Annotated in this window: 30 protein-coding genes; 16 read left to right on the forward strand and 14 right to left on the reverse strand. The window is 73.1% G+C overall.

Going from position 1 to position 24,790, the window contains the following annotated elements; genetic code table 11:
• Positions 1-10: 10 nt before the first annotated feature.
• Positions 11-2,005 (forward strand): beta-galactosidase, encoded by a 1,995-nt coding sequence (locus ACQP26_RS15510; RefSeq protein WP_433493182.1) that lies wholly within the window; start codon positions 11-13, stop codon positions 2,003-2,005.
• Positions 2,006-2,053: 48 nt separating this feature from the next.
• Here ACQP26_RS15510 and ACQP26_RS15515 read toward each other — a convergent pair whose 3' ends face one another.
• Positions 2,054-2,704, reverse strand: a complete 651-nt coding sequence (locus tag ACQP26_RS15515) for a LysE family translocator (RefSeq protein WP_269706188.1) — start codon at positions 2,702-2,704, stop codon at positions 2,054-2,056.
• Between the two features lie 220 nt (positions 2,705-2,924).
• Here ACQP26_RS15515 and ACQP26_RS15520 point away from each other — a divergent pair, with 220 nt between their 5' ends.
• Positions 2,925-3,461, forward strand: a complete 537-nt coding sequence (locus tag ACQP26_RS15520) for a GNAT family N-acetyltransferase (RefSeq protein ID WP_281577857.1) — start codon at positions 2,925-2,927, stop codon at positions 3,459-3,461.
• On the opposite strand, the gene ACQP26_RS15525 is transcribed toward ACQP26_RS15520, so the two are convergent.
• The gene (locus tag ACQP26_RS15525) at positions 3,440-3,610 is read right to left on the reverse strand and encodes a hypothetical protein (protein WP_433493183.1); all 171 of its coding nucleotides are present in this window, start codon (positions 3,608-3,610) and stop codon (positions 3,440-3,442) included. The genes ACQP26_RS15520 and ACQP26_RS15525 overlap by 22 nt on opposite strands.
• 133 nt (positions 3,611-3,743) lie before the next feature.
• Here ACQP26_RS15525 and ACQP26_RS15530 point away from each other — a divergent pair, with 133 nt between their 5' ends.
• Positions 3,744-4,214, forward strand: coding sequence for a DUF1992 domain-containing protein (locus tag ACQP26_RS15530; RefSeq protein WP_433493184.1), 471 nt, complete (start codon positions 3,744-3,746; stop codon positions 4,212-4,214).
• Between the two features lie 6 nt (positions 4,215-4,220).
• On the opposite strand, the gene ACQP26_RS15535 is transcribed toward ACQP26_RS15530, so the two are convergent.
• Positions 4,221-4,787: a maleylpyruvate isomerase N-terminal domain-containing protein gene (locus tag ACQP26_RS15535; RefSeq protein ID WP_433493185.1), complete on the reverse strand. Its 567-nt coding sequence runs from the start codon at positions 4,785-4,787 to the stop codon at positions 4,221-4,223.
• Complete coding sequence (locus ACQP26_RS15540; protein WP_433493186.1) at positions 4,784-5,560, reverse strand: class I SAM-dependent methyltransferase; 777 nt, start codon at positions 5,558-5,560, stop codon at positions 4,784-4,786. The genes ACQP26_RS15535 and ACQP26_RS15540 overlap by 4 nt, the downstream gene beginning before the upstream one ends.
• Positions 5,561-5,781: 221 nt before the next feature.
• On the opposite strand from ACQP26_RS15540, the gene ACQP26_RS15545 reads away from it, so the two are divergent.
• Positions 5,782-6,705 carry a TerC family protein gene (locus tag ACQP26_RS15545; protein ID WP_433493187.1) on the forward strand — a complete coding sequence of 308 codons (924 nt, stop codon included), beginning with the start codon at positions 5,782-5,784 and terminating at the stop codon, positions 6,703-6,705.
• Between the two features lie 29 nt (positions 6,706-6,734).
• Positions 6,735-7,592, forward strand: coding sequence for an MBL fold metallo-hydrolase (locus tag ACQP26_RS15550; RefSeq protein ID WP_433493188.1), 858 nt, complete (start codon positions 6,735-6,737; stop codon positions 7,590-7,592).
• Here ACQP26_RS15550 and ACQP26_RS15555 read toward each other — a convergent pair.
• Positions 7,589-8,176, reverse strand: coding sequence for a hypothetical protein (locus tag ACQP26_RS15555; protein ID WP_433493189.1), 588 nt, complete (start codon positions 8,174-8,176; stop codon positions 7,589-7,591). The two genes, ACQP26_RS15550 and ACQP26_RS15555, sit on opposite strands and share 4 nt — an antisense overlap.
• 206 nt (positions 8,177-8,382) lie before the next feature.
• On the opposite strand from ACQP26_RS15555, the gene ACQP26_RS15560 reads away from it, so the two are divergent.
• Positions 8,383-8,877: a tetratricopeptide repeat protein gene (locus ACQP26_RS15560; RefSeq protein ID WP_269706171.1), complete on the forward strand. Its 495-nt coding sequence runs from the start codon at positions 8,383-8,385 to the stop codon at positions 8,875-8,877.
• On the opposite strand, the gene ACQP26_RS15565 is transcribed toward ACQP26_RS15560, so the two are convergent.
• Positions 8,874-9,467 (reverse strand): TetR/AcrR family transcriptional regulator, encoded by a 594-nt coding sequence (locus tag ACQP26_RS15565; RefSeq protein ID WP_433493190.1) that lies wholly within the window; start codon positions 9,465-9,467, stop codon positions 8,874-8,876. The genes ACQP26_RS15560 and ACQP26_RS15565 overlap by 4 nt on opposite strands.
• 126 nt (positions 9,468-9,593) lie before the next feature.
• Here ACQP26_RS15565 and ACQP26_RS15570 point away from each other — a divergent pair, with 126 nt between their 5' ends.
• Positions 9,594-10,781 carry a macrolide family glycosyltransferase gene (locus ACQP26_RS15570; RefSeq protein WP_433496148.1) on the forward strand — a complete coding sequence of 396 codons (1,188 nt, stop codon included), beginning with the start codon at positions 9,594-9,596 and terminating at the stop codon, positions 10,779-10,781.
• Between the two features lie 43 nt (positions 10,782-10,824).
• Here the strand turns inward: ACQP26_RS15570 and ACQP26_RS15575 are convergent, their stop codons facing one another.
• The gene (locus ACQP26_RS15575; RefSeq protein ID WP_433493191.1) at positions 10,825-11,361 is read right to left on the reverse strand and encodes a DUF1062 domain-containing protein; all 537 of its coding nucleotides are present in this window, start codon (positions 11,359-11,361) and stop codon (positions 10,825-10,827) included.
• 327 nt (positions 11,362-11,688) lie between these two features.
• Between ACQP26_RS15575 and ACQP26_RS15580 the strand changes: the two genes are divergently transcribed.
• Both ACQP26_RS15580 and ACQP26_RS15585 read left to right on the forward strand, forming a co-directional pair.
• Entirely contained in the window at positions 11,689-12,297 is a 609-nt protein-coding gene (locus ACQP26_RS15580) for a TetR family transcriptional regulator (protein WP_433493192.1), read from the forward strand.
• A 70-nt stretch (positions 12,298-12,367) separates the two neighbouring features.
• Positions 12,368-13,939, forward strand: coding sequence for an MDR family MFS transporter (locus ACQP26_RS15585; RefSeq protein ID WP_433493193.1), 1,572 nt, complete (start codon positions 12,368-12,370; stop codon positions 13,937-13,939).
• Between the two features lie 65 nt (positions 13,940-14,004).
• Here the strand turns inward: ACQP26_RS15585 and ACQP26_RS15590 are convergent, their stop codons facing one another.
• From ACQP26_RS15590 to ACQP26_RS15600, 3 genes are all read right to left on the reverse strand, one after another.
• Entirely contained in the window at positions 14,005-14,313 is a 309-nt protein-coding gene (locus ACQP26_RS15590) for a hypothetical protein (RefSeq protein WP_269706160.1), read from the reverse strand.
• A 144-nt stretch (positions 14,314-14,457) separates the two neighbouring features.
• Positions 14,458-15,276 (reverse strand): TIGR04222 domain-containing membrane protein, encoded by an 819-nt coding sequence (locus ACQP26_RS15595; protein WP_433493194.1) that lies wholly within the window; start codon positions 15,274-15,276, stop codon positions 14,458-14,460.
• Between the two features lie 13 nt (positions 15,277-15,289).
• A complete protein-coding gene (locus ACQP26_RS15600; protein WP_433493195.1) occupies positions 15,290-16,831 on the reverse strand; it encodes an ArnT family glycosyltransferase in 1,542 nt (513 codons plus the stop codon).
• A 108-nt stretch (positions 16,832-16,939) separates the two neighbouring features.
• Between ACQP26_RS15600 and ACQP26_RS15605 the strand changes: the two genes are divergently transcribed.
• From ACQP26_RS15605 to ACQP26_RS15630, 6 genes are all read left to right on the forward strand, one after another.
• Positions 16,940-17,428 (forward strand): N-acetyltransferase family protein, encoded by a 489-nt coding sequence (locus ACQP26_RS15605; RefSeq protein ID WP_433493196.1) that lies wholly within the window; start codon positions 16,940-16,942, stop codon positions 17,426-17,428.
• Positions 17,429-17,499: 71 nt separating this feature from the next.
• Positions 17,500-18,054 carry an isochorismatase family protein gene (locus ACQP26_RS15610; RefSeq protein WP_433493197.1) on the forward strand — a complete coding sequence of 185 codons (555 nt, stop codon included), beginning with the start codon at positions 17,500-17,502 and terminating at the stop codon, positions 18,052-18,054.
• 90 nt (positions 18,055-18,144) lie between these two features.
• Positions 18,145-18,672, forward strand: a complete 528-nt coding sequence (locus tag ACQP26_RS15615) for a DUF2087 domain-containing protein (RefSeq protein ID WP_433493198.1) — start codon at positions 18,145-18,147, stop codon at positions 18,670-18,672.
• On the forward strand, positions 18,669-19,178 hold the full coding sequence (locus tag ACQP26_RS15620) for a GNAT family N-acetyltransferase (protein ID WP_433493199.1): 510 nt from the start codon (positions 18,669-18,671) through the stop codon (positions 19,176-19,178). Before ACQP26_RS15615 ends, ACQP26_RS15620 begins: the two co-directional genes overlap by 4 nt.
• 74 nt (positions 19,179-19,252) lie before the next feature.
• The gene (locus tag ACQP26_RS15625) at positions 19,253-19,687 is read left to right on the forward strand and encodes an Hsp20/alpha crystallin family protein (protein ID WP_018784337.1); all 435 of its coding nucleotides are present in this window, start codon (positions 19,253-19,255) and stop codon (positions 19,685-19,687) included.
• Positions 19,688-19,800: 113 nt separating this feature from the next.
• Positions 19,801-20,790, forward strand: coding sequence for a tyrosine-type recombinase/integrase (locus tag ACQP26_RS15630; RefSeq protein WP_433493200.1), 990 nt, complete (start codon positions 19,801-19,803; stop codon positions 20,788-20,790).
• A gap of 56 nt (positions 20,791-20,846) precedes the next feature.
• On the opposite strand, the gene ACQP26_RS15635 is transcribed toward ACQP26_RS15630, so the two are convergent.
• A complete protein-coding gene (locus ACQP26_RS15635) occupies positions 20,847-21,218 on the reverse strand; it encodes a VOC family protein (protein ID WP_281577840.1) in 372 nt (123 codons plus the stop codon).
• A gap of 99 nt (positions 21,219-21,317) precedes the next feature.
• Here ACQP26_RS15635 and ACQP26_RS15640 point away from each other — a divergent pair, with 99 nt between their 5' ends.
• Complete coding sequence (locus ACQP26_RS15640; protein ID WP_433493201.1) at positions 21,318-21,776, forward strand: Rv0361 family membrane protein; 459 nt, start codon at positions 21,318-21,320, stop codon at positions 21,774-21,776.
• Positions 21,777-21,786: 10 nt separating this feature from the next.
• On the opposite strand, the gene ACQP26_RS15645 is transcribed toward ACQP26_RS15640, so the two are convergent.
• From ACQP26_RS15645 to ACQP26_RS15655, 3 genes are all read right to left on the reverse strand, one after another.
• Entirely contained in the window at positions 21,787-22,569 is a 783-nt protein-coding gene (locus tag ACQP26_RS15645; RefSeq protein ID WP_433493202.1) for an NPCBM/NEW2 domain-containing protein, read from the reverse strand.
• Between the two features lie 27 nt (positions 22,570-22,596).
• Positions 22,597-23,283, reverse strand: coding sequence for a thymidine kinase (locus tag ACQP26_RS15650; RefSeq protein ID WP_369752317.1), 687 nt, complete (start codon positions 23,281-23,283; stop codon positions 22,597-22,599).
• Between the two features lie 100 nt (positions 23,284-23,383).
• The gene (locus ACQP26_RS15655) at positions 23,384-24,775 is read right to left on the reverse strand and encodes an MFS transporter (protein ID WP_269706138.1); all 1,392 of its coding nucleotides are present in this window, start codon (positions 24,773-24,775) and stop codon (positions 23,384-23,386) included.
• Positions 24,776-24,790 lie beyond the last annotated feature (15 nt).

Genomic DNA, 24,790 nt, shown 5'->3' on the forward strand with positions numbered 1-24,790 from the left:
TTTGGCCGGGATGACAACTAAAGCGCCGTGGGACGACGGTCCGCTCTGCTACGGCGGGGACTGGAACCCGGAACAGTGGCCGCCCGAGGTGTGGCGCGAGGACGTCGCCCTGATGCGCGCCGCCGGGGTCAACCTCGTCACGGTCGGGGTGTTCGCCTGGTCCCGGCTGGAACCCGAACCCGGCCGCCACACGCTCGACTGGCTCGATGACGTCCTGGACCTGCTGCACGCGAACGGCATCCGGGCCGCGCTGGCCACCCCCACCGCGTCGCCGCCGCCGTGGTTCTCGCTGCGCCACCCGGACGCGCTGCCGGTCACCGCCGACGGCGTCCGCCTGACCCACGGCAGCCGCGACACCTACTGCGCCGCCGCGCCCGCGTACCGCGACGCCGCCCGCAGCATCGCCGAGGTGCTGGCCGCCCGGTACGCGCACCACCCGGCGCTGGCGCTGTGGCACGTGCACAACGAGTACGGCACCACCTGCCACTGCCCGCACACCGAGGCGGCGTTCCGCCGCTGGCTGGCCACCCGGTACGGCGACCTCGACGCGCTCAACGACGCCTGGGTCACCAGCTTCTGGAGCCAGCACTACTCCGACTGGGCGCAGGTCGGCACGCCCCGCGCCACGCAATATCTCGCCAACCCCGGCCAGCTGCTCGACTTCCGCCGCTTCTGGTCCGACACGCTGCTGTCCGCGTACACCGAGCAGCGGGACCTGCTGCGCGCGGCGAACCCGGCGGTGCCGGTCACCACCAACTACGTGCTCGGCGACTGGGTGCCCGTCGACCACGCCCGCTGGGCGCGCGAAGTCGACCTGGTTGCGGTCGACCACTACCCGTCCGCGACCGGTGCCGGCGCGGAGGAGCAGACCGCGTTCGCCGCCGACCTCGCCCGTGGCTGGGCCCGTCACGGCAGCGGGTGGCCGTGGCTGCTGATGGAGAGCGCCCCCAACCAGATCCACACCGCCGGGCGGATGCACACCAAGGAGCCCGGCCGGATGACCCGGCACAGCCTCGCGCACGTCGCACGCGGCTCCGCCGGGGTGATGTTCTTCCAGTGGCGGGCCCCGGCCGGCGGCGCGGAACGCTTCCACTCCGCGGTGGTGTCGCACGCCGGCGCGGACAGCCGCGTGTTCCGCGAGGCCACCGACCTGGGCGCCGCGCTGGCCCGGCTCGCCGGGACCGCGCCGGGCCGCGTCGAGGCGGCGGTGGCCATCGCGTACGACGCGGCGAGCGGCTGGGCGTTGCGGCACCCGGGGATGCCCCGCGACGGGCTCGACCACCCCGGCGAGGCGGCCGCCGCCCACCGGGCCCTCTGGCACGCGGGCGTCACCGCCGACGTGGTGCCGCCCGGCGCCCCGCTCGACGGTTGCCGGCTGCTCGTGCTCCCCGCTCTCTACCTGGCGTCGGACGCCACAGTCGACTGGGTACGCCGGCACGTCCACGCCGGCGGGCACCTGCTGGTGACCTGGCTCAGCGGCGTCGCCGACGAGCACGGCCGGGTACGCCTCGGCGGCTACCCGGGCGCGTACCGGGACCTGCTCGGCGTGCGGGTGGAGGAGTTCCACCCCCTCGCCGACGACGAACACGTGCCGCTGAGCGGCGGCGGGACCGGCCGGATCTGGTCGGAGACGGTGCACCCGGCCGGCGCCGAGACCGTCAGCGCGTACGCCGGGGGAGTGCTGGACGGGCGGCCCGCGATCACCCGGCACCGCGTCGGCGACGCGTACGCCTGGTACGTCTCCACCCGCCCCGACGACGACACGTACCGGCACCTGCTCACCGAGGCAGCAGGGCTCGCGGGTGTGACACCCACCTGTCCGGGCGCGGCGCCGGGTGTCGAAGCGGTACGCCGCGACGACGGCCTGCTCTACCTGCTCAACCACACCGACGAACCGCAGCGGGTGCCGGCCGCCGGTTGCGAGGTGCTCACCGGCGCGACGGTCGACGGCGTGGTGACGGTGGCGCCGGGCGGCGTGGCGGTGGTACGCGAGGAGGTTCCGTGACACCGCCCCGGAGGCGGTAGCGGGCTGACGGCGTGGCGCGTACCCCGGTCAGGGGGTGGCGACGGCGGCGCGGGAGCGGTCGGCGGCGATCCGCACCGCGAGCGCCGCCAGCACGGTGCCCATCACCCAGCGCTGCAGACGCGCCCAGCCCGGGCGGCGGGTGAGGAACGCCGACACCGAGCCGGCGCTGAGCACGATCAGCGCGTTCACGGTGAGCGCGACGACGATCTGAGTCAGGCCGAGGAGCAGGCTCTGCACCGCCACATGCCCGCGCGCCGGGTCGACGAACTGCGGCAGCAGCGACACGTACAGGATGGCGATCTTCGGGTTGAGCAGGTTGGTGACCAGCCCCATGGTGAACAGGCGCCGGGGTCGGTCCGGCGGAAGCGGCGTCGGGGTGAACGCCGACGTGCCACCGGGGCGCAGCGTCCGCCAGGCCAGCCACAGCAGGTACGCCGCACCGGCCAGCTTCACCGCCGTGTACAGCGGCGGGACCAGCACGAACACGGTGGCGATGCCGGCCACCGCAGCGGTCAGGTAGACGAGGAAACCAGCCGCCACACCGAGCAGCGACACCAGCCCGGCCCGCCGGCCCTGGGTCACCGACCGGGACACCAGGTAGACCATGTTCGGCCCGGGCGTGAGCACCAGACCGAGCGCCACCAGGCCGATTCCCATCACCGCACCGACAGTGACCACGCTGCCTCCCCGTTGCCGCCCGTGCACCGGACCCTACGCCCACGCACCCCCGCCCCGCTCCCGCTTTGTCCCCGCCCCCCTTGCTCCCCGGCGATCATGAGGTTGGCAGCGACAAATCGGTCGCCGACAGCCGTCAACTTCATGATCGCCGGAGGCTGCGGCGGGCGCTCGGGGCGCCGCAGGGGTCGGCGTCGGACGCGGTGGCGGTGATACTTGTCGCATGTCGATCGTGCTGTCCGCGCCGGCCACCGCGACCGCGCCCGCCCTGCTGCTGCGCCCGTGGCGCGACGGCGACGCCGACGCGCTGATCGAGGCGTACCGGGATCCGGTGCTGCGGGCCTGGACCAGGCATCCGGTGACCGGCCCGGCGCAGGCGCGGCTGTTCCTGCGCCGCAGCCACCAGGGGTGGGCCGCCGGGCACCGGTTCATGTTCGCGGTGCTGGAGGAGGATCGGGTGGCGGCCTGCGTCGTGCTCAAGGACGTCCGCCCGGGCCGCCCGGCCGCCGAGGTCGGCTACTGGACGGCCGCGCCGGCGCGCGGCCGGGGCGTCGCGCCGCGAGCGGTGGAGGCGGTCACCGCGTGGGCGTTCGCCCGGTTCGCCGCCGCCGGGCTGACCCACCTGGAGCTGCTGCACCAGGTCGACAATCCGGCCTCCTGCCGGGTGGCGGAGAAGAGCGGGTACGCCTTCGCCGAGGTGCTGCCGGCCCGCGCGCCCTTCCCCCGGGACGGCCACCGTCACGTCCGGCACCTGGCCTGACCCGGGGCCGGCCCGCGGCCGCGGTCAGGAGCCGAGCAGACGCAGCAGCAGCCGTGGCTCACCGGCCACGCGTCGAGCAGCACCAGCACCGCCCAGCTCACGATCACGCCGACCGTCGCCACCCCGAGACCGATGAGCCAGTCGCGCACGCCGACACCCCTTTCCGTACCCGGTGGCACGCTACGCGGCGGTCCCGCCCGGCGTCCGGGAACAGCCCGGCCCCGCGCGACGCTGACTCTTGTCGGACGGCAGCGGATACCGTGGGTACGGGAGGTGACGGCGGTGACGACAGGCTGGGAGGCCGCGGTCGAGGCGCAGATCCGCTCGGCCCAGGAACGCGGCGAGTTCGACAACCTGCCGGGCGCGGGCAAGCCCATCCCGGGGCGCGACATGCCCTACGACGAGGGCTGGTGGATCCGCAGCTTCATGGAGCGCGAGCAGATCCCGTCCGACCTGCTGCTGCCCACACCGTTGCAGCTGCGCCGCCGCATCGAACAGCTTCCGGCCGAGCTGCGCGACCTGCCCACCGAGGACGCGGTCCGCTCGTACGTGGCCGCACTCAACACCGAGGTGGTGGCCTGGCTGCGTACCCCGACCGGGCCACGCGTGGTGGTCCGCCCGGTCAACGTCGAGGAGGCGGTACGCCGCTGGCGCGCCGACCGGAAACGCGCCGCGCCGGTCGTCACGGCGCCCGAGCCGCAGCGCGCCACGTCAGCCCGCCCGCGCCGTCGTTGGCGCTGGTGGCGCCGCTGAGAGCGCTCAGGGACGCGCTGCCTGCCAGGTCCACGTGGTCCGTCGCGGCCGGTCGCCCAGCGGCGCGCGGCCCGTCAGCCACCGCAGCACCGGCGCCGGGTCGCCGTCCGGCGCGCCGGGGAACAACCGGCGCACCACCTCGGCGCACAGCCTGGCGGGCGGTGACCAGTCCACGCCGAGCCCCCGGGTCAGGTCGTCGGTGTGCAGCAGGATCTCGGCCACGCCCATCGCGGCGAACCCGCCCGGATCGCACGGGCCGAAGTGCCACGCCCGGTCCTCCGGACCGGCGGCGTCGATCGTGGCGGCGAGCATCCCGGCCGCGGCCGCCGCGACGGTGAGCACCTCGGCGGGCGCGGCGTCGGCGCGTACCCGCAGGTCGAACGGGAGGTAGCCGCCGTCGGGCCGGCCGGACACCTGACCGGCGTACGCGACCAGGTCGTGCGCGATGTGCGCGGCGGTGGTCCAGCAGGACCAGTCCAGGTCTCCCGCGCGTACCGCCCAGTCGCGGTCGGCGGCGGGCCGCAGCACGGCGGTCATCACGGCGGCGGCGGACCGGACGTCCGCGCCGTTCACCGGCGCCGCACCCGCAGCACGCAGGTGAGCATCGGCAGCGTGAACTCCCCGTCGGCCGTCTCCGGCCGGCTCGCCAGGTACGCGCGGATGCGGTCGAGCGCCGCCGCGCGCTCCCGCTCCGGCATGACCAGCATCCCCGCCCGGGTGGCCAGCGTCGCCACGAGCGAGTCGGCGGTACGGCGCTGCCCGTGCGGGAACTCCGCCTGCTCGGGCGAGCCGAACCGTGCCTCGCCGGTCTTCGGCAGGTGCATGGTCGCCGTCGCGGCGCGCCAGCTCGCGGGCGTGTCCCGGGGACCGATGGCGGCGCTGCCACTGACCGTCGCAAGCCCCGCCACCCAGTCGACCCGGTCGTCCACCACGTTCCACAGCCCGGCCAGGACACCGCCGGGGGAGAGGACCCGGGCGATCTCCGGGCCGGCCACCGCCATGTCGAACCAGTGCATGGCGTTGCCGGCGACCACGGCGTCGACGGAGGCGTCCGGCAGCGGAATCGCCTCGGCGCTGCCGGGAAGCGCCCGTACCTCCGGCAGGGTGCGGCGGAGCTCGGCGAGCATCGCCGGGTCCGGCTCCACGGCCGTGACGTCGTCGGTCCCCTCGGCCAGCGTGGCGGTGAGCTTGCCGGTGCCCGCGCCGAGGTCGAGCACGCGCGCGCCGGGCGCGGGCTCGAGCGCCCACCGCAGGGCGGCCCGCGCGTAGTCGGGGCGGTGTTCGGCGTACGCGGTGGCCGCCGCACCGAACGACGAGGAGTGCCGACGTCGTGCGTCTTCGTCCATCCGGTCACCCTAGCGACGGGACGTGTCTCTTGACGTACGAACAACGCTTCGTGAATACTGGATCGTAGTTCGAGGGGGAGTACCCGACGATCCACGCACCGCCGTCAGTACGGGCCCGGCCCATCCGGATCCCGGCGATGCAGCCGCTGCTGCGAGCGGCCCGGGGAGACCTTCGTCCAGCAGCGCCGGCATCCGCCGGCCGGGCGAGAGGTCTCTTCGCGATGTCCGTGTCCTGGTGGATCTGGGCCCTCCTCATGCTGGCGATCGCGGCGATGCTCGCCGTCGACCTGTTCCTGCACCGCGACAACCACGTCATCGGTTTCCGTGAGGCCGCCGTGTGGTCCGGCATCTGGATCGCCGCCGGCCTGCTCTTCGGCGTCGTCCTGTGGGCCTGGCAGGGCGGTGACGTGGCCGGCACGTACTACGCCGGCTACCTGATCGAGAAGGCACTGTCGATCGACAACGTCTTCGTCTTCGCCCTGATCTTCACCTCCTTCGCCGTGCCCGCCGCGTTGCAGCACAAGGTGCTGTTCTGGGGTGTCATCGGTGCCCTGGCCTTCCGGCTGGTCTTCATCTTCGTCGGCGCCGAGCTGCTCGAGACGTTCTTCTGGACCGCGTACGTGTTCGGCGCGTTCCTCGTCTGGACCGGCTACAAGATGGCGTTCCGCCACGACGAGCAGACCCCGCCGGACCGCAACCCCGTCGTCCGGCTGGTCCGCCGGGTCGTTCCGACCGACCCGGCCTTCCACGGTGACCGGTTCTTCACCCGGGTTGCCGGCAGGCGGGTCGCGACTCTGCTGTTCGTGGTTCTGATCGCCGTGGAGGCGACCGATCTGATCTTCGCGATCGACAGCGTCGCCGCGATCCTCGCCATCACCACCAGCACGTTCATCGTCTGGACCGCCAACGCGTTCGCCATCCTCGGCCTGCGTAGCCTCTACTTCTGCCTCGCCGGGCTCCTGCGCCGCTTCGTGCACCTGCACTACGGCCTGGCCGTCCTGCTCGCCTTCGCCGGCGTGAAGTTGATCCTCTCGGAGACGCCGGTCGGCAAGCTGCCGATCCCGGTGACCCTCGGCGTGATCGTGCTGACGATCGCGGTGTCGATCCTGTGGAGCCTGCGCAGCACCCGTGGTGGCACCCGGTAGCCCGAGATCCGGGGCACTACCATCTGCGCGTGGGCTCCGGCGGGGCATCTGTGGAGGTCGTCTTCTTCGGCACCTCGACCGTCTGGCTGTCCGACGGCACGTCGGAAATCCTGATCGACGGATTCCTGAGCAGGCCCTCCCTGCTCCGCATCGCGTTCGGTCGCGTCGCACCCGACCTCGGCCGGATCACCAGCGCCCTTGCCCGGGCCGGGCTGACACGTCTCGACGCGCTTTTCGTCGCCCACTCCCACTACGACCACGTCATGGACGCCCCCGAGGTCGTCAAGCATCTCGGCGGCAGACTGTTCGGCTCCGAGTCGACCTTGAACGTGGGACGCGGCGCGGGCCTCGGCGAGGAGTCGATGACGCGGATCGAGGACGGGGACGAGTACAGCGTCGGCGCGTTCACCGTCCGCGTACTCGGCGGCGTTCACAGTCCGGGCAACCGGTTCCCGGGCACGATCGCGAAGCCGCTCGTCCCCCCGGTCAGGGCGAGCAGGTACCGCGACGGCGGATGCTTCTCCTTCCTCGTCACCCACCCCGACGGCTCGCTGCTGATCCACCCGAGCGCCAACGTCGTCCCGCACGCGTTCGACGGGCTCGACGTCGACGTCCTCTACCTCGCGATCGGCGCAATGGGCGCGCAGTCCGACCGGTTCCGGGACGACTACTGGCGGCACGTCGTGGACGCGACCCGGCCCGGCCTGATCGTGCCGATCCACTGGGACGACTTCTTCGTCTCCCTGGACCGTGGGCTGCGGCCGCTGCCGAGGTTCTTCGACAGGTTCGCCGTGGCCAGGGCGTTTCTCGACCGCAAGAGCCGGGAGACCGGCATCACCGTACGGTTCCCGGAGCCGTTCGAGGTCATCAGGCCGTTCGTACGCTAGGAGCCCCCGTCGCACGCGGCGCCTACCGCGAGGCGCACCTCGGCCTGCCGTCCCTGAGACTGGATCACCAGCGGTACGCACGCCGGCTTCGCCACCCAGGTGCCGCCCGTGTAGACCGACCATGCGGCCGACGCGCTCGTGGCCGGGCACGCCTCGACCTGCACCGTGGTCGTCGGGACGGCACCCGGGCCCCAGCCGATGCGGGCGCGGTCCTCCCAGCCGGGCGCCACCCGCACCTCCACCGCCGCTCCGGCCCGTACGTGCAGGCCCCATTTGGCGAAGAGACGCGTCGGACCTGGCGCCTCGGACGTTTCGTCGGGTTGCACCACAGTCGACGGCACCGTCACGGCGTCGGCCACGACGCGGTGGTGCTCACCGGGAGCCGGTGTCGTGGTTACCGCGTCGGCGCACCGCAGGCGCTGCCCGCCGTCCGGCAGTGGTGGCAGCGGCGTGGCCGGGGCGACGGAGTCGGACACGGCAGGTTCGGGTCGCCGCGCATTGTTCTCGCTCGTGCAGCCGGCCGCTGCGATCAGCAGGCAGGTGGTCACGGCGACGTGACCTCGTCTCCGGCTCGCGGCTCGCACGCCTCGATCCTTCCAAACATCAGCGCCGAGGCAACCCCGCACCGGACGTTGATTATTGGATTTCCAGTAACGCCAATTGTTTAAATAGTCTGGCCAAAAGGGACGAATCGTCAGCACACCATAATGACAGTTATGTGCGCGCGGGTTCGGGAGACCGCTGTCGGCGTATGATCACGCCACCGCAGCCGACCCCCAGGAAGCAGGCGATGGTGTTCGACGCGACGCTGACCCGGATCAACGACGGCGTACAGATGCACCACCAGCACGGCCGACGGGAGGACGCCCGCGACCTGTTCGCCCGGATCTGGGACGAGATCGGCGGGGAGCGGGGCGACCCCCTGCACGTCTGCGTCCTCGCCCACGCGATGGCCGACGTGCAGGACGACGTACGCCAGGAACTGGCCTGGGACCGGCGGGCGCTCGCGGCGGCCGACCTGCTCACCGACGAGCGGGTCGCGCAGGCCGGGGTGCCGATGTCGGTTGCCGGGCTGTATCCGTCGCTGCATCTCAACCTGGCGGAGTGCTACCGCAAGCTCGGCGAACTCGACCAGGCGCGGGACCACGTCCGGCAGGCCCGGGAGGGGATCGGCGCGCTCGGCGACGACGGCTACGGGAAGCTGATAAGAGACGGGCTGGACCGGTTGTCGCAGGAACTGGCCGCCGGACAGGCCGCCCGCGACAGGCCGCAGGTAAATGGCTAGCCGCTGGTGCTCGTTGACGGCGTGACGGCGGCGACGACCAGATCGACGATGCCGTCGGCGTAGTCGTCGGTCAGCGGGCCGTTGCGCAGCAGCCAGCGGTGGTACAGCGGGCCGAACAGCAGTTCCACCACCAGGTCCAACGCAGCGTCGGGGCGTACCTGGCCGGCCTCGCGCGCGGCCTCCAGGCGGGCGCGGACCGCGTTCAACTGAGGACGGAGCAGCCGGTCGCGTGCCTGGCCGGCCAGATCCTCGTCGTTGAGCGTCTCGATGGTGATGGCGCGGGTGGTGGCCGACAGCCGTGGATCGGCGAACTCGGCGACGGTGGCCCGCAGGACGTGGCGCAGGTCGGCCCGCAGGTCGCCGGTGTCGGGCAGGGCGATGACCTCCGGCAGGTCCTCGGCGAGCGCGTCCAGGATGACTGCGCCCTTGCCACGCCACCAGCGGTAGATGGTCTGCTTGCCGACCCCGGCGCGGGCGGCGATCGCCTCGACGGTCAGGGCCGGGTAGCCGGTCTCGGTCAGCAGTTCCAGGGCGGCGGCGAGGATCGCGCGGCGGGACTGCTCGTTGCGGCGGGCGGGCTGCGGGGTCACGCCACGAGCATACAGCGAGACGAGACGTATCGTCTTGACGGCGCGGCCGCGCCGTGCTCTCCTTGTCGGGCGAGACGGGACGTCTCGTCTCAGCAGAGATCAGGAGTTCACGTGCCGCACATCGCCATGGTCAGCATTCCGTTCCACGGCCACGTCAACCCGAGCCTGGAGATCATCAGTACCCTGGTGCGGCGCGGCCACCGGGTCACTTACGCCAATGACCTCGCCTTCGCCGAGGTCATCCAGCGCACCGGGGCGGAGCTGAAGCCGTACACCTCGACGCTGCCCACCGACGGCGGCGCCGGCATCGACGACCCGATCGCGCAGCTCACGCTCTTCCTCGACGACGCGATCGCCATGCTGCCGCAGCTGCGGGCCGCCTATACCGACGACCGGCCGGACCTGTTCCTCTACGACATCGCGGGCGCGCCGGCCCGACTGCTCGGCGAGCAGTGGGGGATTCCGGCCGTCCAGCTCTCCTCGACGTTCGTGGCCTGGGACGGCTACGAGCAGGAGATGGCACCCGCCGTGGAGGCGATGCATGCCGATCCGCGCGGCGCCGACTACTACCGGCGGTTCACGGCGTGGCTGACCGCTGAGGGTTCGTCGGTCACCGACAGCATGGCTTTCCAGGGGCGGCCGGTGCGCAGCCTCGTCCTGCCGCCGGAGGCGCTCCAGCCGAACGCCGACCGGGTGGACCGGTCGGTCTACAGCTTCGTCGGCCCGGTGCTGGGCGACCGCTCCGACCAGGGGTCCTGGGTAGGACCGGCGCACGCCGAGAAGGTGCTGCTCGTCTCGCTCGGCTCCGCCTTCACCCGGCAGCCCGAGTTCTACCGCCGCTGCGTCGCCGCGTTCGGTGACCTGCCCGGCTGGCACACCGTTCTGCAGATCGGCGCGCACGTCGATCCCGCCGAACTCGGTGCCGTCCCGGACAGCGTCGAGGTCCACCGGTGGGTGCCGCAGCTGGCCGTCCTGGAGCAGGCGGACGCCTTCGTCACCCACGCCGGCATGGGCGGCAGCAGCGAGGGTCTCTTCTGCGGGACGCCGATGATCGCCGTACCGCAGGCGGCCGACCAGTTCGCGAACGCCGAGCAGTTGGCCGCCCTCGGCGTCGCCCGGGTCGCCGACTCGGCCACCGTCACCGCCGCGGAGCTGCGGGAGGCGCTGCTCGCCCTCACCTCGGACCCCGCCGTGGCGGCCCGCACCGCCGAGCTGAAGCGGCAGGCCCGCGCCGCCGGCGGCGCGGACCGGGCCGCCGATCTGATCGAGGCCGAACTCGCCACGGTACGGGGCGGTGCCGCGAGCGGCCGGTGAGGCGTGGTCGCGGCGGCAACCCGGCCGCCGCGACCACGCCCGGTCAGTCCTCCGCCAGCACGGTGAAGGTGAAGGCGGAGCTCGTCGGACGCTTCAGCGGGATGTCGCACTTGACCCGGCGCAGCGCCTCGGACCGGGTGAGGCCGAACCGGTGCGCGATGAGCCGGTCCGGGCGTACCGGCACCGGGTCGTCGAACGTGACGTTCACCTGGACCGGCCATCCGTCGAGCGGCACGACCGGCGCGTCCAGGCGCCACGCGCCGGTCCAGTCCAGGGTGAAGCGGCAGCGCCGGGCGAACGCCGGGTCCAGCAGGGTGGCCGCCACCAGGTCGGGATCGTTGAGGTGGTGGCCGTGCAGATCGACGGGGTCGAACGAACCGACTGTCGCCCGCTCCCGGACGGTGAGCTTGACTGTCCGGTCGCAGGACACGCAGTGCACCAGCAGCCACACGTCCAGCAGCTTGCCGTTGGCGTTGACGCGGAACCGGCCCCGGGCGGCGGTGGCCGACTCCGCCCGGCAGGTGACGCAGCGCAGCGACAGCAGCGGAAGGCGGGTCCGGCGCACGACCCAGGGCAGCACGATATGAGGTTGGGAAGACATGAGACCTGATCTCTGAAGACCTGACGCGAGGCCGATTACGCGCGGCCCCGGACGCTGTGGCCGGGCGCGCGAGGGCAGCCCGGGGAGCCGGCGCGCAACGGCCGGCTACAGGCGTGGGGAACGTGTCAGGTTCTAGAGAGCAGGAGGGGTCACGCGGAATCGTCCTTCTTCGCTGCGACAGGAGTGCGGGAAACGTACGGGACGTCCGGAACCGCTCTCAACCCGTTTTCCGGGACCGCTGCGTCCCGCATCACTTCACTGACTAAAAGTTTGCGTGCTCTGCAAGATCGCTCGTAGTCTCGTGGCGTGACCTCGGATCAGACCCGTCCCGGCCTGCGTGACCGCAAGAAGCGGCAGACCCGCGCCGCCCTCAGCGCCGCCGCGCTGCGTCTGGTCGCCGAGCGCGGCCTGGACCAGGTGACGGTGGAGGAGATCAGCGAGGCCGCCAACGTGTCGGCCCGCACCTTCTTCAACTACTTCCCCAGCAAGGACGAGGCGTTGCTCGGCGACCAGCCGGCAGACCGCGAGGTGCTCGCCGCCCGCATCGTCGCCGCGCCGCCGGAGATGTCCGCGTTCGACGCGCTGCGGCGGGCCTTCGACGAGGTGGTCGAGGCCATCGAGGCCGATCGGGAGGTGTGGCTGCTGCGGCTGCGCGTCATCGCGGCGAACCCGTCGCTGCTGCCGCGTCTGATCAGCGGCAACGCCGAGACGGAGCAGGTGATCGTCGCGGCGGTGGCCGCCCGGCTGGGGCTCGACCCGTGCCACGGCCACCCGACGCTCGTCACCACTGTTGCCGGCGCCGTGTTCCGCACGGCTCTGATGCAGTGGGTCGAGCGACCCGAGACGGCGACGCTGCGTGAACTGACCGCCGAAGCGTTCGCCGTCGTCGCCGCCGGCCTGCCCGATCCGTCCTGACCCCTCCCATCCGTACCGGCCGCCGCCGTCGCGCGCGGCCGCTCGCACGTGCACACCGACAAGGAGTTCGATGACCACCGCCACTGTTCCACCCGCCGAGACGGGTACGCGGATGTCCCGCCGGGAGGTCCTCCAGGCGTTGTCCGGCCTGATGGTCGGCATGTTCGTGGCGATCCTCGCCTCGACGGTGGTGGCGAACGCGCTGCCCCGGATCATCGCCGACCTCGACGGCAGCCAGACCGTCTACACCTGGATCGTCACCAGCGAGCTGCTGGCGATGACCGCGACGGTGCCGCTGTGGGGCAAGATGGCCGACCTCTACAGCAAGAAGCTGCTGATCCAGTTGTCCCTCGGCCTGTTCGTGGCCGGTTCGCTGGTTGCCGGCTTCACCCCGAACGTCGAGGTGCTGCTGCTCAGCCGGGTCATCCAGGGCATCGGCGCGGGCGGCATGACGGCGCTCGCCACGATCGTCATGGCGGCCATGATCCCGCCGCGTGAGCTGGGCCGGTATGCCGGCATCTTCGGCGCCGTCTTCGGTGTCGGCACCATCGCCGGCCCGCTGATCGGCGGCGTCCTGGTCGACACGTCCTGGCTCGGCTGGCGCTGGTGCTTCCTGATCGGTGTGCCGTTCAGCCTGCTGTCCATCGCGCTGCTGCAGAAGACGTTGCACCTGCCGGTGGTGCGCCGCAAGGTCCGCATCGACTGGCTCGGTGCCCTGCTGATCACCTCGGGTGTGTCCACGCTGCTGATCTGGTCGTCGCTGGCCGGCAACAAGTTCGACTGGGCCTCGGGCTGGACCGCGCTGCTGGTCGGCGGCGGGCTGGCGCTGCTCGCGCTCGCCGTCTTCGTCGAGTCCCGCACCGAGGAGCCGATCATCCCGCTGGGCATCTTCCGCAACCGCACGGTCAGCCTCACCACGATCGCGAGCATCCTCGTGGGCGTGGCGATGTTCGGCGGCACCGTCTTCCTGTCGCAGTACTTCCAGACCTCGCTCGGCAAGTCGCCGACGGCGGCCGGCCTGATGAGCCTGCCGATGGTCCTCGGCCTGCTGGTCTCCTCGACGGTGGCCGGCCAGCTGATCACCAAGTACGGGCGCTGGAAGATGTTCCTGGTCGCCGGTGCCGCGGTGATGACGGTCGGCATGCTGCTGCTGAGCACCATCGACGCGAACACCAGCGTGCCGATGCTGTCGGTGTACATGGCGGTGCTGGGTGTCGGCGTCGGCATGCTCCTGCAGAACCTGGTGCTGGCCGCGCAGAACGACGTACCGGCCGCGGAACTCGGCGCGGCGACCTCGGTGCTGACGTTCTTCCGCAGCATGGGCGGCGCGGTCGGGGTCAGCGCGCTCGGCGCGGTCTTGGCGAACCGGGTGACGTCGCTGACCACGGAGAAGCTCGGCCCGCTGGCCACCGGCGGTGGATCGGCCGAGGTGCCCGACCTGTCGGCCCTGCCGGAGCCGGTGTTGCGGATCGTGCAGGAGGTCTACGGCACCGCCACGTCGGAGATGTTCCTCATCGGCGCGCCGTTCGCGCTGCTCGCCCTGGTCGTCGTGCTGTTCATCAAGGAGAAGCCGCTGAACACACTCAGCGGCGACGAGCGCCGGGCCCGCGAGGAGGCGGCGACCACCGCCGGCATGCACTGACCCGGTCCGAACGAGCGTGGGGCCGCCCCCGGGAGCACCGGGGGCGGCCCCTTCCTTGCGTACGGTCAGCGTTCGGTACGGTCGTTGATCTCGGTGCCGGACTCGCCCGGCATGGCGCCGATCGCCTCCTCGGCGGCCCGGCCGCCGGTGCTCTCGTCGCCCTGCGTCAGCGAGCTGCGGGGCAGCCCGGCCAGGTGTGCCGGGTCCTCGATCGGCTGGGACGGCCACTGGTCCTGCGTACCGTTCGTCACCCCGGCCCGGCGCAACGCCTCGACCAGCTGGTCCGGCGACAGGCGGTCGACCTCCTGTATCCCGGCCCCGCGCGCAATCGCCTGCAGTGTCTTCAGGTCTTCGCTCACGAATGTCTCGGCCATGCCCGAGCCTTCCCGGCGCTCAAGACAAGGAAACCGGCTCTCGCCGACGGCCTGCCCCTACCCGCGTCGATCATGAAGTTGTACCGGACAAATCGGGCGCCGGGCACCGTCAACCTCATGATCGACGCGAAATGGGAGGTTCGGTCAGCGACGGGCGGGTTTGCGGTCGGGACGAGGACGGTCCCGTTCCGGGTCGACGCCCACCTGCACGGCGAACGCCGGGTCCACGGCGAGCAGGGGACGGGGACCGAACAGGGCCATTGCGGTCAGCAGCGTGTCGGTGTCGCGGCCCTGCCAGACCGGGCGGCGCTCCGGGTCGAGGTCGGCGTGCTCGCGCCGCAGCCGCCGCAGCAGCCCGCGCGCGGCGGCGCCGGTTTCCGGCACCTCGGTCAGCCACCAGCCACCGAGCGCGGTGGCCAGGCAGCACAACAGCAGCCCGGCGACGGAGGCCGGACCACCGGCGGAACGCCCCTCGACCGCGCTGTCCACGAGCCGGGTCAACCCGACCGCGGCGACCGCGAACAGCGGCACCGTACCCAGCGCGATCCGCCGTCGCTGTGCGCGCGTGAGCAGCCAGCCGTCGCGGACCAGCCGCCCGACCGTACGGCGCAGCGCCCGGCCCACGTCTGGGTCGGCGAGCACCGCCGCCCAGGTCTGCGGACGGCGCAACGCCGAGTGCAGGGCGCGTACCAGCGCGGGCGAACCGGCCGGGGGGCGCCCCTGCGCCTGCAGGGTGGCGAGTTCACCGATCTCGACCCCGCCCGCGCGGCGCAGCGCGGCCACCCCGACCTGGCAGGCCAGCAGCGCCCGGTCGGTGAGGTACGCCAGCTCGACCCGGTCGGGCGTCGCACCCCGCGCGTGGCGGCCGGTCAGTTCGCGTACCGCCAGGGCGATCACGACTGCCACGGCGACCGCGCCGAGGTAGTCGAGGAGGAAGATCGGCCCGCTGACTCCCCAGAGCATGACGGCAAGTATCTCAGGAGCCGTGGCGTACCTCGGTGTCCCAGATCTGCGACCACGGACGCCGCAGGCCCCGGGCGACGAAGATCGGCTCGCCGTTCTCGTCGTTGTCGACGTCGACCCGCTGGTCGACCCGGCCCGCCTCGGTGACCTCGGTGAACCAGGCGCGCAGCGGCTCCGGGCGGGACCAGCCCACGACGATCACCACGTCGGCGTCGTCGGGCGGCCGGCCGAACGTGGCCATGCTGTTGTGCCCGGAGTACGCGCGGGGCAGTCCCCGGGCCGGCCCGTACCGGGCCAGCGCGCCGGCCTCGCCGTAGTTGCCGGTCAGCACCACCGCCCGGTCGCGCTCGGCCGGAGGCAGGGCGCGGTGCACGGCGGCCACCGAGTCGGCGAACTCGGGCCAGCCGATCGTCTCGCCCGCGTCGTAGTTGGCCGCGACCACGAACCCGGGCAGCCGGTCGGCCGGCAGCGTGGGCAGCAGCAGCACCGCGCTGCTCGCGGCCATCAGCACGACGGCGGTGACCAGCACCGCCCGCCGCACCCGGGCCGCACCCCGCCGCGCCCACTCGACGGCCGCCACCACCCCGGCGGCGGTGAGCACCAGCAGCAGCGGCGCGTCGTAGTAGCCCTTGCCGCCGGCCACCACCACGATCGCGACCACCACCACCCACGCCCAGGCCAGCGACCGGTACGCCGCCCAGGACGGCCGGCGCAGCAGCGCGACCAGCCCGGCGACCCACACCGGAACCGCGAACGGGCTGATGATCAGGAACTGGAGCACCACCGCGTCGACCCGGCCGCTGTAGGAGCTGTCGCCGCCGGCGATCGACGACGCGACGTCGAGCTGCGGGAACCCGTGCGCGGCCTGCCACGCCGCGTACGGCACGGCGAGCAGCACGGCGACGCCCGCACCGGCGAGCACCCACCGGTCCCGCAGCAGCCCGCGCGGCCCGGCGATCAGCAGCCCGGCGACCAGGCCCATGCCGAGCAGGGCGGGCAGCGGCTTGTTGAGCAGGCCGACACCGAGCGCGAGCCCGGCGCCGAACGCCCACCGGGTGTCGCCGGTGCGCAGCATCCGTACCACGCAGAGGGTGGCGGCCAGCCACACCAGCAGGTCGACGCTCGTGGTGCTGAGCAGGTGACCGCCGGCCAGGACGATGCCCGAGGCGGCGGCCAGCACCGCCGCGGCCGTCTGGGCCACCCGGTCGGCGCCGAACTGCCGGGCGATCGCGGCGACCAGGACCACCGCCGCGCCGCCGATGAACGCCGACGGGGTACGCAGCACCACCAGGTTGCCCGGTGCGATCGTGTCGGCCAGCCGGGCCAGAGCCGGCACGAGGGGCCCCTGGTCGACGTAGCCCCAGTCGAGGTGCCGGCCGCAAAGCAGGAAGTAGAGCTCGTCGCGGTGGTAGCCGTAGCGGCCGGCCAGCGACAACAGCACGGCGGTGAGGACCGCGCCCACCACCAGGGGCACGGCGGTACGCGGACCGGCGGGCGGCGGGCCACCGGGCGCGGCGGCCTCGCTCCGATCGATGTCGGCGACTGATTCGGCCACCCGTCCATGATGGCCCGGGCCGGTGGTCCGCCGGTGCCCCGCCGCCCTCGGCCGGGTGGACGGAAACCGGTGGCCGGACGGCCGGGGTGGCGGCTAGCGTGCGCGGCGATGCTGATTCGTGACTACACAGGCGCCGACTGGGACCAGGTCCGGCCGATCATCTCCGATGTCGTCACCGCCGCCGACACGTTCGCGTACGACCCGGACTGGCCGCCGGAGACGTTGCGGGAGGTGTGGGTGGAGCGCCCGCCGGGGCGTACCTCGGTCGCGGTGGACCACGACGGCGCGGTGTGCGGCACCGCGAAGATGGGCCCGAACCGGCCCGGGCCGGGGTCGCACGTGGCGACCGCGAGCTTCATGGTGGCGGCGCACGCCCGCGGCCGGGGTGTGGGCCGCGCGCTGTGCGAGGAGGCGCTGGACTGGGCCCGGCGGGAGGGTTTCGCCGCGATGCAGTTCAACGCCGTGGTGGAGACCAACACGGCGGCGGTGGAGCTGTACCGGCGGCTGGGCTTCACGGTGATCGGCACCGTGCCGGAGTCGTTCGCCCATCCGACGCGGGGCCTGGTGGGGCTGCACGTCATGCACCGTCGGCTGTGAAGCGGCGGCGTCTTCCTGTCGGGGGTCGGGGTTAGGTTGACCGCGATTCCCGTTCCGGAAGGACGTGCGCCATGACCACGCTCACCGACCGCCCGCGCACCGCGTTGCTCGTCATCGACATGCAGAACGGCGTGGTGCGCGGCGCCCACGACCGTGACCGGGTGGTCGCCACCATCGCGGGCCTGGTCGACCGGGCCCGCGCCGCCGACGTTCCGGTGGTGTGGGTGCAGCACCGCAGCGACGACCTGCCGCCCGACAGCGAGCAGTGGCGGATCGTGCCGGAATTGTCGCGCCGCGACGACGAGCCGCTGGTGCACAAGGCGTACGGCGACTCCTTCGAGGACACCGACCTGGAATCGGTGCTCGCCGCCGCCCGGGTGGGCCGGCTGGTCGTGACCGGCGCGCAGACCGACGCGTGCGTCCGCTCCACGCTGCACGGGGCGTTCACCCGCGGCTACGACGCCACGCTCGTCGGCGACGCGCACACCACCGAGGACCTGTCCGCCTACGGCGCACCGCCGCCAGCGCAGGTGATCGCCCACACCAACCTCTACTGGGGTTTCCAGACCGCGCCGGGGCGCACGGCCGGCACCGTCGAGGCCGCCGACGTGGACTTCACGGCCTGACCCGCCGGCACCGGACGTCACGGCGGCGACCGGGGCGGCGGCCGGAAAACGCCTCGCCGGATCCGGCGGGTTGCTGACAGGCTGCCCGCCATGACCGCTCATGCCCTCGCCGGGGCGCTCGCCGACGAGCGCCGCCGGACCGTGTTCGCCGCGATCGTGCTGGGCGCCCGGGACGTGCCGTCCGTGGTGGCCCGGACCGGCCTGCCCGCCCGCGACGCCGCCGTGGCCGTCCGCCGTCTCACCGACGCCGGTGTGCTCGCCGACGACGGGGACGGGCTGCGGGTCGACGCCGAGCGGCTGCGCGAGTTCGCCCGGGCCGGGGCGGCGTCCCCGGCGGCTCCGGCCGCGAACCCGCGCGAGACGATCCTGCGCACGTTCCTGCGCGACGGCGCGCTCACCCGGCTGCCCGCGCAGCGGGGACGCCGTCGCGTCCTGCTGGAGCACATCACCGAACGCACCTTCGAGCCGGGACGCCGTTACCCGGAGCGGGAGGTGGACGACGCGCTGCGCCGGTGGTGCGAGGGCGGCGAGGCCGACCACGTGACGCTGCGCCGCTACCTGATCGACGACATGCTGCTCAGCCGCGAGCAGGGCGTCTACTGGCGGACCGGGCCGTGAGCGTCTGGAGCACGCACGTCGCTCATCCGGGCGAGCCGGACGCGACGCTCATGCTGCGCGAGTACATGGCGGAGATGGTGCGCCGCTGGTACGGCCGTCCGGAGCGGCCCGACGAGGTGGACGCCGCGCTGGCCGAGGACCCGAGCGACGACCTGGCCCCGCCGACCGGGCTGCTGGTGCTGGCCCGCCGCGACGGGCGGCTCGCCGGGTGCGCCGGGCTGCGGTGGCAACCGGGCTGGGCCGAGCTGACCCGGGTGTACGTGCGCCCGGAGCACCGGGGCGCCGGTGGCGGTGCGGCGCTGATCGCCGCGATCGAGGCGTACGCGACCGCCGGCGGGGCGAGGCGGATCCGGCTGGACACCCGCTCCGACCTGGTCGAGGCGCGTGCCCTGTACGCCCGCCACGGCTACCGGGAGATCCCCGCCTTCAGCAGCGGCCCGTACGCGCAGCACTGGTTCGAGAAGGCGCTCGCGGGACGAGTTGACGACCCGGCGGAGGCGCGCTAAAACAGAACCAGGAACTTGAGTCACTAGGACTCAACTTGAGACCTTGGGCCAGGAGAACCGAGGAGGCAAGAGCCATGTTGATGCGTACCGACCCGTTCCGCGAGATCGACCGGATCGCCGAGCAGTTCTTCGGCACCACCGCCCGGCCCGCCGTGATGCACCTGGACGCCTACCGCGACGGTGACCACTTCTACGCGGCGTTCGACCTGCCCGGCGTGGACCCGGACAGCATCGACTGCACCGTCGAGCGCAACGTGCTGACCGTCCGCGCCGAGCGCCGTCGCCCGACCGGCGAGAACGTCGAGCTGGTCGCCGCCGAGCGTCCGATGGGCACGTTCACCCGGCAGCTGTTCCTGGGCGACACGCTCGACACCGACCGGCTGGAGGCCGGCTACGACAACGGGGTGCTGACGCTGCGCATCCCGATCGCCGAGCGTGCCAAGCCGCGCCGGATCGCCGTGAGCACGCCGGCAGAGAGCAACGGCCACCGTCAGCTCACCACCGCCTGAGCACGTCACGCCGACGCGGGGGAGGCCGGAGCGCCGGTCGACCCCGCGTCTGCTCGCCGGCGGCTCAGCGCGCCTCGTCGCCAAACACCCCGGCGGCTGAGAACCTTTCTCACATGCTTCGCCCCGAGGTGCTGCACCGCGCCCGCGCCGCCGCCCTGCCCGCCGGCCCCGCCGACGTCACCGAGGCGTGGCTGCGCAACCGGCGCCTGTCCGAGCACACCCGCGACGCGTACCGCCGTGACGTCACCGGCTGGCTGAGCTGGTGCGCCGAGCGAGGGCTCGACCCGCTGCGGGCCACCTTCCTCGACGTCAACGCCTACGGCCGGGAACTGGAGTCCACGCCGCGCGGGCGCGACGGGCGGACGCTCACGCCGGCCACCGTGGCGCGCCGGCTGTCCGCGTTGTCGAGCTGGTACGACTTCCTGGCCAAGCTGGGCGCGGTCACCGCCAATCCGGTGTCGGCGGCGGACCGGCCCCGGGTGGACCGGGACCACTCCGCGACCGTCGGCCTGACGCCGGAGGAGGTCGACGCGCTGATCGCCGCCGCTGAGGCCGACACCGGCCCGGCCGCCGCCCGCAACCGGGCCGCCGTCGCGCTGCTGGCCGACCTGGGGCTGCGGGTGGGGGAACTGGTCGCGCTGGACGTGTCCGACCTGGGCACGGAACGCGGTCACCGCAGCGTCCGCTTCGTCGGCAAGGGCGGCAAGGTACGCCGGCGCGCGCTCACCCCGGGCACCGCGTACGCCCTCGACGCCTACCTGGCCGCCCGGGCCGCCGCGCAGGGTGTCACGGTGCCGGAGCTGACCGGCCCACTGCTGGTCACCGCCACCGGCGGCCGGATGGACCGGCATGCCGTGTTCCGGCTGGTGCGCCGCCTCGCGCAGCGGGCCGGGATCGCCGCCTGGGCGAAACTGTCGCCGCACTCGCTGCGCCACGCGTTCGCCACCACGGCCCGCTCCGAGGGGGTGCCGCTGGAGGACGTGCAGGACGCGATGGGGCACGCCGACCCGCGTACCACCCGCCGCTACGACCGGGACCGGCACAACCTGGACCGCGATCCGGCGTACGCGATCTGGGCGGCCCGCGCCCGCCGTCGCGGCTGAACCGTCACCGGACGCGATGCGGGCCGCGGTGCTGCGCGGCCCGCTGCGCCGACCGGTCAGCCCTGCGGACGGGGGCAGAGGCAGAACGGCTGCCCTATCGGGTCGAGCAGCACTGTCCACCGCTCGCCGCCGGGCTGGAACCCGGGCCGGGTCGCGCCGGCAGCCACCAGTTCCTTCTCCGCGGCTGCCACGTCGTCGACGTAGAGGTCCAGGTGGTAGCGCTTGCCGCCGCTCTCGTCCGGCCAGGCCGGCGGCGCGTACCCGGGCACCAGGCCGAAGCCGATCGACGTGCCGTCCTTGACGATCATGGCGTACTCGGCCTCGCTGTGGGTGATCTCCCAGCCCAGCGCCGTGGCGTAGAAGGCCGCGTGCGCGGCCGGGTCCGAACTGTCGAGGCTGATCATGGCGATGTCGGCATTGACTGTCATGCCGACAGTCTGCCCCCGGCCCCTGACATCTCCGGCCCGCCACGAGCGCGCGTCGCAACCGCCTGCGCGGCGCGTCCCGGTTGCCTACCGTCGACGGTGATGGACAGGCAGCAGGAGTGGCACCACACGGCCCGGCGACGCCGGCCGCTACGCGCGGGCGTGCTGATCGCCGGTCTCGGCGTGGGCACCTGCCTGATCGGGGTGGCCGGTCTGGCGGCGTGGAACGCGCAGGTGGTGCTCCAGTCCGACGGTCCGGTGCGGGAGACCGCCGACGGGTTCTTCCGCGAGGTCGCCTCCGGTGACACCGACGCGGCGTACGAGCGGCTGTGCGCCGAGGCCCGGGGTAGGTGGAGCAAGACCGGTTTCGGCAGCTGGGTGCGGACCCCGCCGCAGGTCAGCGGTTACGAGATCGTCGACGTGTCGGTGGCGACCCGGTCCGGCCGCCCGCGCGGGACGGTGGTCGTGCGGATCAACCGCGACGGCGGCGGCAGCGAGGAGCGGGAGTTGCCGGTGGTGCCGGAGGGCGGCGGCTGGCGGGTGTGCGGAGATCCCTTCTGACCACCGGACGTCACCGCAGGCGCGGCTCGAGCCAGGCGGCGTCGTCGCACCCGCTGAGCCCGACGTTGTCGACCCGCAGGGTCAGCCGCAGCGCGCCGGTGACCGGAACGTCCAGCGCGGCGGTGCCGCCCAGCCCCAGATCGCGTCGGAAGACCACCTCGCCGTCGACCAGGACGGTGAACCGGGCGCGGAACGAGTCCGGGACGTCGTCGGGCACCCCGACCGTGGCCCGGAACGCGGCGAAGCGCTTGCCGAGGTTGAACGACTCCGACTCGTCGTCGGTGGCGCTGCAGGTCGACGCGACGAGGCTGTGGTCGTACCGTTTGCCGTCGACCGTCTCCGCGCGCTGCTCCCAGCCGTTCCCGCCGTCGACAGCCGGCAGGTCGAACAGCCAGGTGCCGGCGGCGACGGGCGATGACGCGGCGCCGGTGGTGGCCGCGACCGGGGTTCCGGTGGCCGGCGCCGCCGGCGTGGTGGGTGCCGCGCCGGCGGGTGTTGTCGCCTGCGGCGTGGGCCGCACGGCGTAGCCGAAGATCGCCGCGCCGGCTACCGCGACGGCCAGGCCCACCAGCGCGGACCGGTCGACCGGTTGCCCCAGCCGGCGTACCACGAGATAGCCGCCGGCCAGGACGGCGCCCGCGCTGGCGGCCAGGACGATGGGCCGGCCGCCGCCGGCGAGCAGCGCGGCCACCGCGGCCACGTCGGCGATCACGCCGACGCCCTGCGGGAGCAGCCGGGCGGGTCGCGGGGCAGCGGTCTGCGCCGGCGTCGCGGCATCGATGTCGGTGCGCACGGACCGTTTGTACCAGGCGGGTGCCCGTCAGGCGCGCGGGCCGAGGTCCCCGGAGCGGTAGTGCCGCCGGCACAGCACCTGGTAGCGCACGTCGGCGGTGTCCACGGTGTCGCCGATGACGACCTGTGCGCCCTCGCGGACCACCCGGCCGCCGACCACACGGGCGTTGAGCAGCCCTTCCCGGCCGCACCAGCACAGCACTTCGACCTGGATCCGGGCCACCTCGTCGGCCAGTTCGAACAGCCGCTGCGCGGCCGGGAAAAGGCAGGAGCGGAAGTCGGTGGCCAGGCCGAAGGCGTAGACGTCGACGTCGAACCGGTCGACCAGTTCGGCCATCTGCTCGATGTGTTCGAGGTTGTAGAACGACGCCTCGTCGCAGATCAGGTAGTCGACCCGTACCCCCTCGGCCCACGCGTCGCGGACCAGGACGCGCAGGTCGAGGTCGTCGGTGACCTCGACGGCCTCGTGGGCCAGGCCGATGCGGGTGGTGACCTGCGGGCCCAGCGAGCGGTCGATGCGGGTGGTGACCAGGCCGCGGCGGCCCTGCCGGGCGTGGTTGTGGTTCATCTGCAGCGCCATGGTGGACTTGCCGCAGTCCATCGGCCCCCAGAAGAACTTCAGCGCGGCGGCGTGCAGCGGCCGGCCGTCGACGCCGCGGGCGGCGGCGCAGCCGGCGGCACGGTCGTCGCCGGGCCCCGGCAGGGGGCGGGCCAGGCAGGTCGGGGCGGCGTCGTCTGTCACGTCGGGGCAGCCTAGTCCATCGACGCCGCCCGATCAGGCCCGCGATGATCCACAGGCCGGACGGCGCGGCGGCTCAGAGCACCCGGGGCGGGGTGTTCCCGGCGGCGATGATGGCCCGGCGCATCGGCACGGCGGCCAGCAGCGCGAACCCGACCACGAAGAAGATCAGCAGCGAGACCAGACCCACCCGGTACGACGAGGTCAACTGGAAGACCAGGCCGAACGCCAGCGGGCCGAGCCAGCTGGTGCCCTTGTCGCTGATCTCGTAGAAGCCGTAGTACTCGCCCTCCTTGCCGGCCGGGATGAGCTGGCTGAACAGCGACCGGCTCAGCGCCTGGCTGCCGCCGAGCACCAGACCGATGCAGCCGCCGAGGATCATGAACGGTACGGGCGCCTCGGCCGGCAGCCGGAACGCGGCGATGATCACACCGGTCCAGAGCACCAGCGACAGCAGCACCGTCTTCCAGGCACCGATGCGCTTGGCGAGCGCGCCGAGGGCGAGCGCGCCGCCGAAGGCGAGGAACTGCACCAGCAGGATGGTCACGATCAGGGTGCTCTGGTCCAGCCGCAGTTCCTCGGTGCCGTACTGGCTGGCGAGGGTGATGACAGTCTGGATGCCGTCGTTGAACACCAGGAACGCGAGGAGGAAGAACAGCGTCAGCGGGTACGCCTTGATCTCGCGCAGCGTGCGCCCGAGCTGCCGGAACCCGTCGGTGAGCACGTTGCCGCCCGCCTGCAGGGCGGCGGCGGTGGGGTGTTCGCGCAGCCAGCGCAGCGGGACCAGGGTGAACGCGGCCCACCACACGCCCGCCGACACGATCGACCAGCGGGCCAGGTCGAGGGTGCGCTGGGCGTTGCCCTCCTCGCTGAGCATCGTGACGGCGACCAGGTTGAGCGCGAGCAGCAGACCGCCGCCGAGGTAGCCGATGGCCCAGCCGCGGCTGGAGATGCCGTCGCGTTCGTCCGGGCCGCCGAGTTGCGGCAGGAACGAGTTGTAGACGACGACGGCGGCGCCGAAGGAGATGTTCGCGATCAGGAACAGCGCGCCGCCGAGCAGGTAGCGCTCGCCGGTGACGAACGCGAACGCGATGGTCGCGCCCGCGCCGGTGAACGCGGCGGCGGCGAGCAGCCGCTTCTTGTGCTTCGACCGGTCGGCGATCGCGCCGATCACCGGCAGCACGAACACGGTGAGGAAGACCGACAGCGAGATCAGGTACGGGTAGAACGAGCCGGCGGCGACCTTGATGCCCAGCGGGTACACGGCGCCGTCGCAGCTGTCCGCGCCCAGTTCACAGCCGGCGGCGAGTTCGGTGACGGTGGTCAGGAACGGCCCGAGGAAGACGGTGATGACTGTGGTCTGGAACGCGGAGTTCGCCCAGTCGTAGAAGTACCAGCCGGTGCGCTCGCGGCGGGTGCTGCCCGGTCCGGCGGGGTCGGCGACGGCGGGGGTGACCGTATCGGCCATCGGGGGTCGTCCTCG

This window comes from Micromonospora sp. CA-248089 (assembly GCF_050948515.1).
GTDB lineage: Bacteria > Actinomycetota > Actinomycetes > Mycobacteriales > Micromonosporaceae > Micromonospora.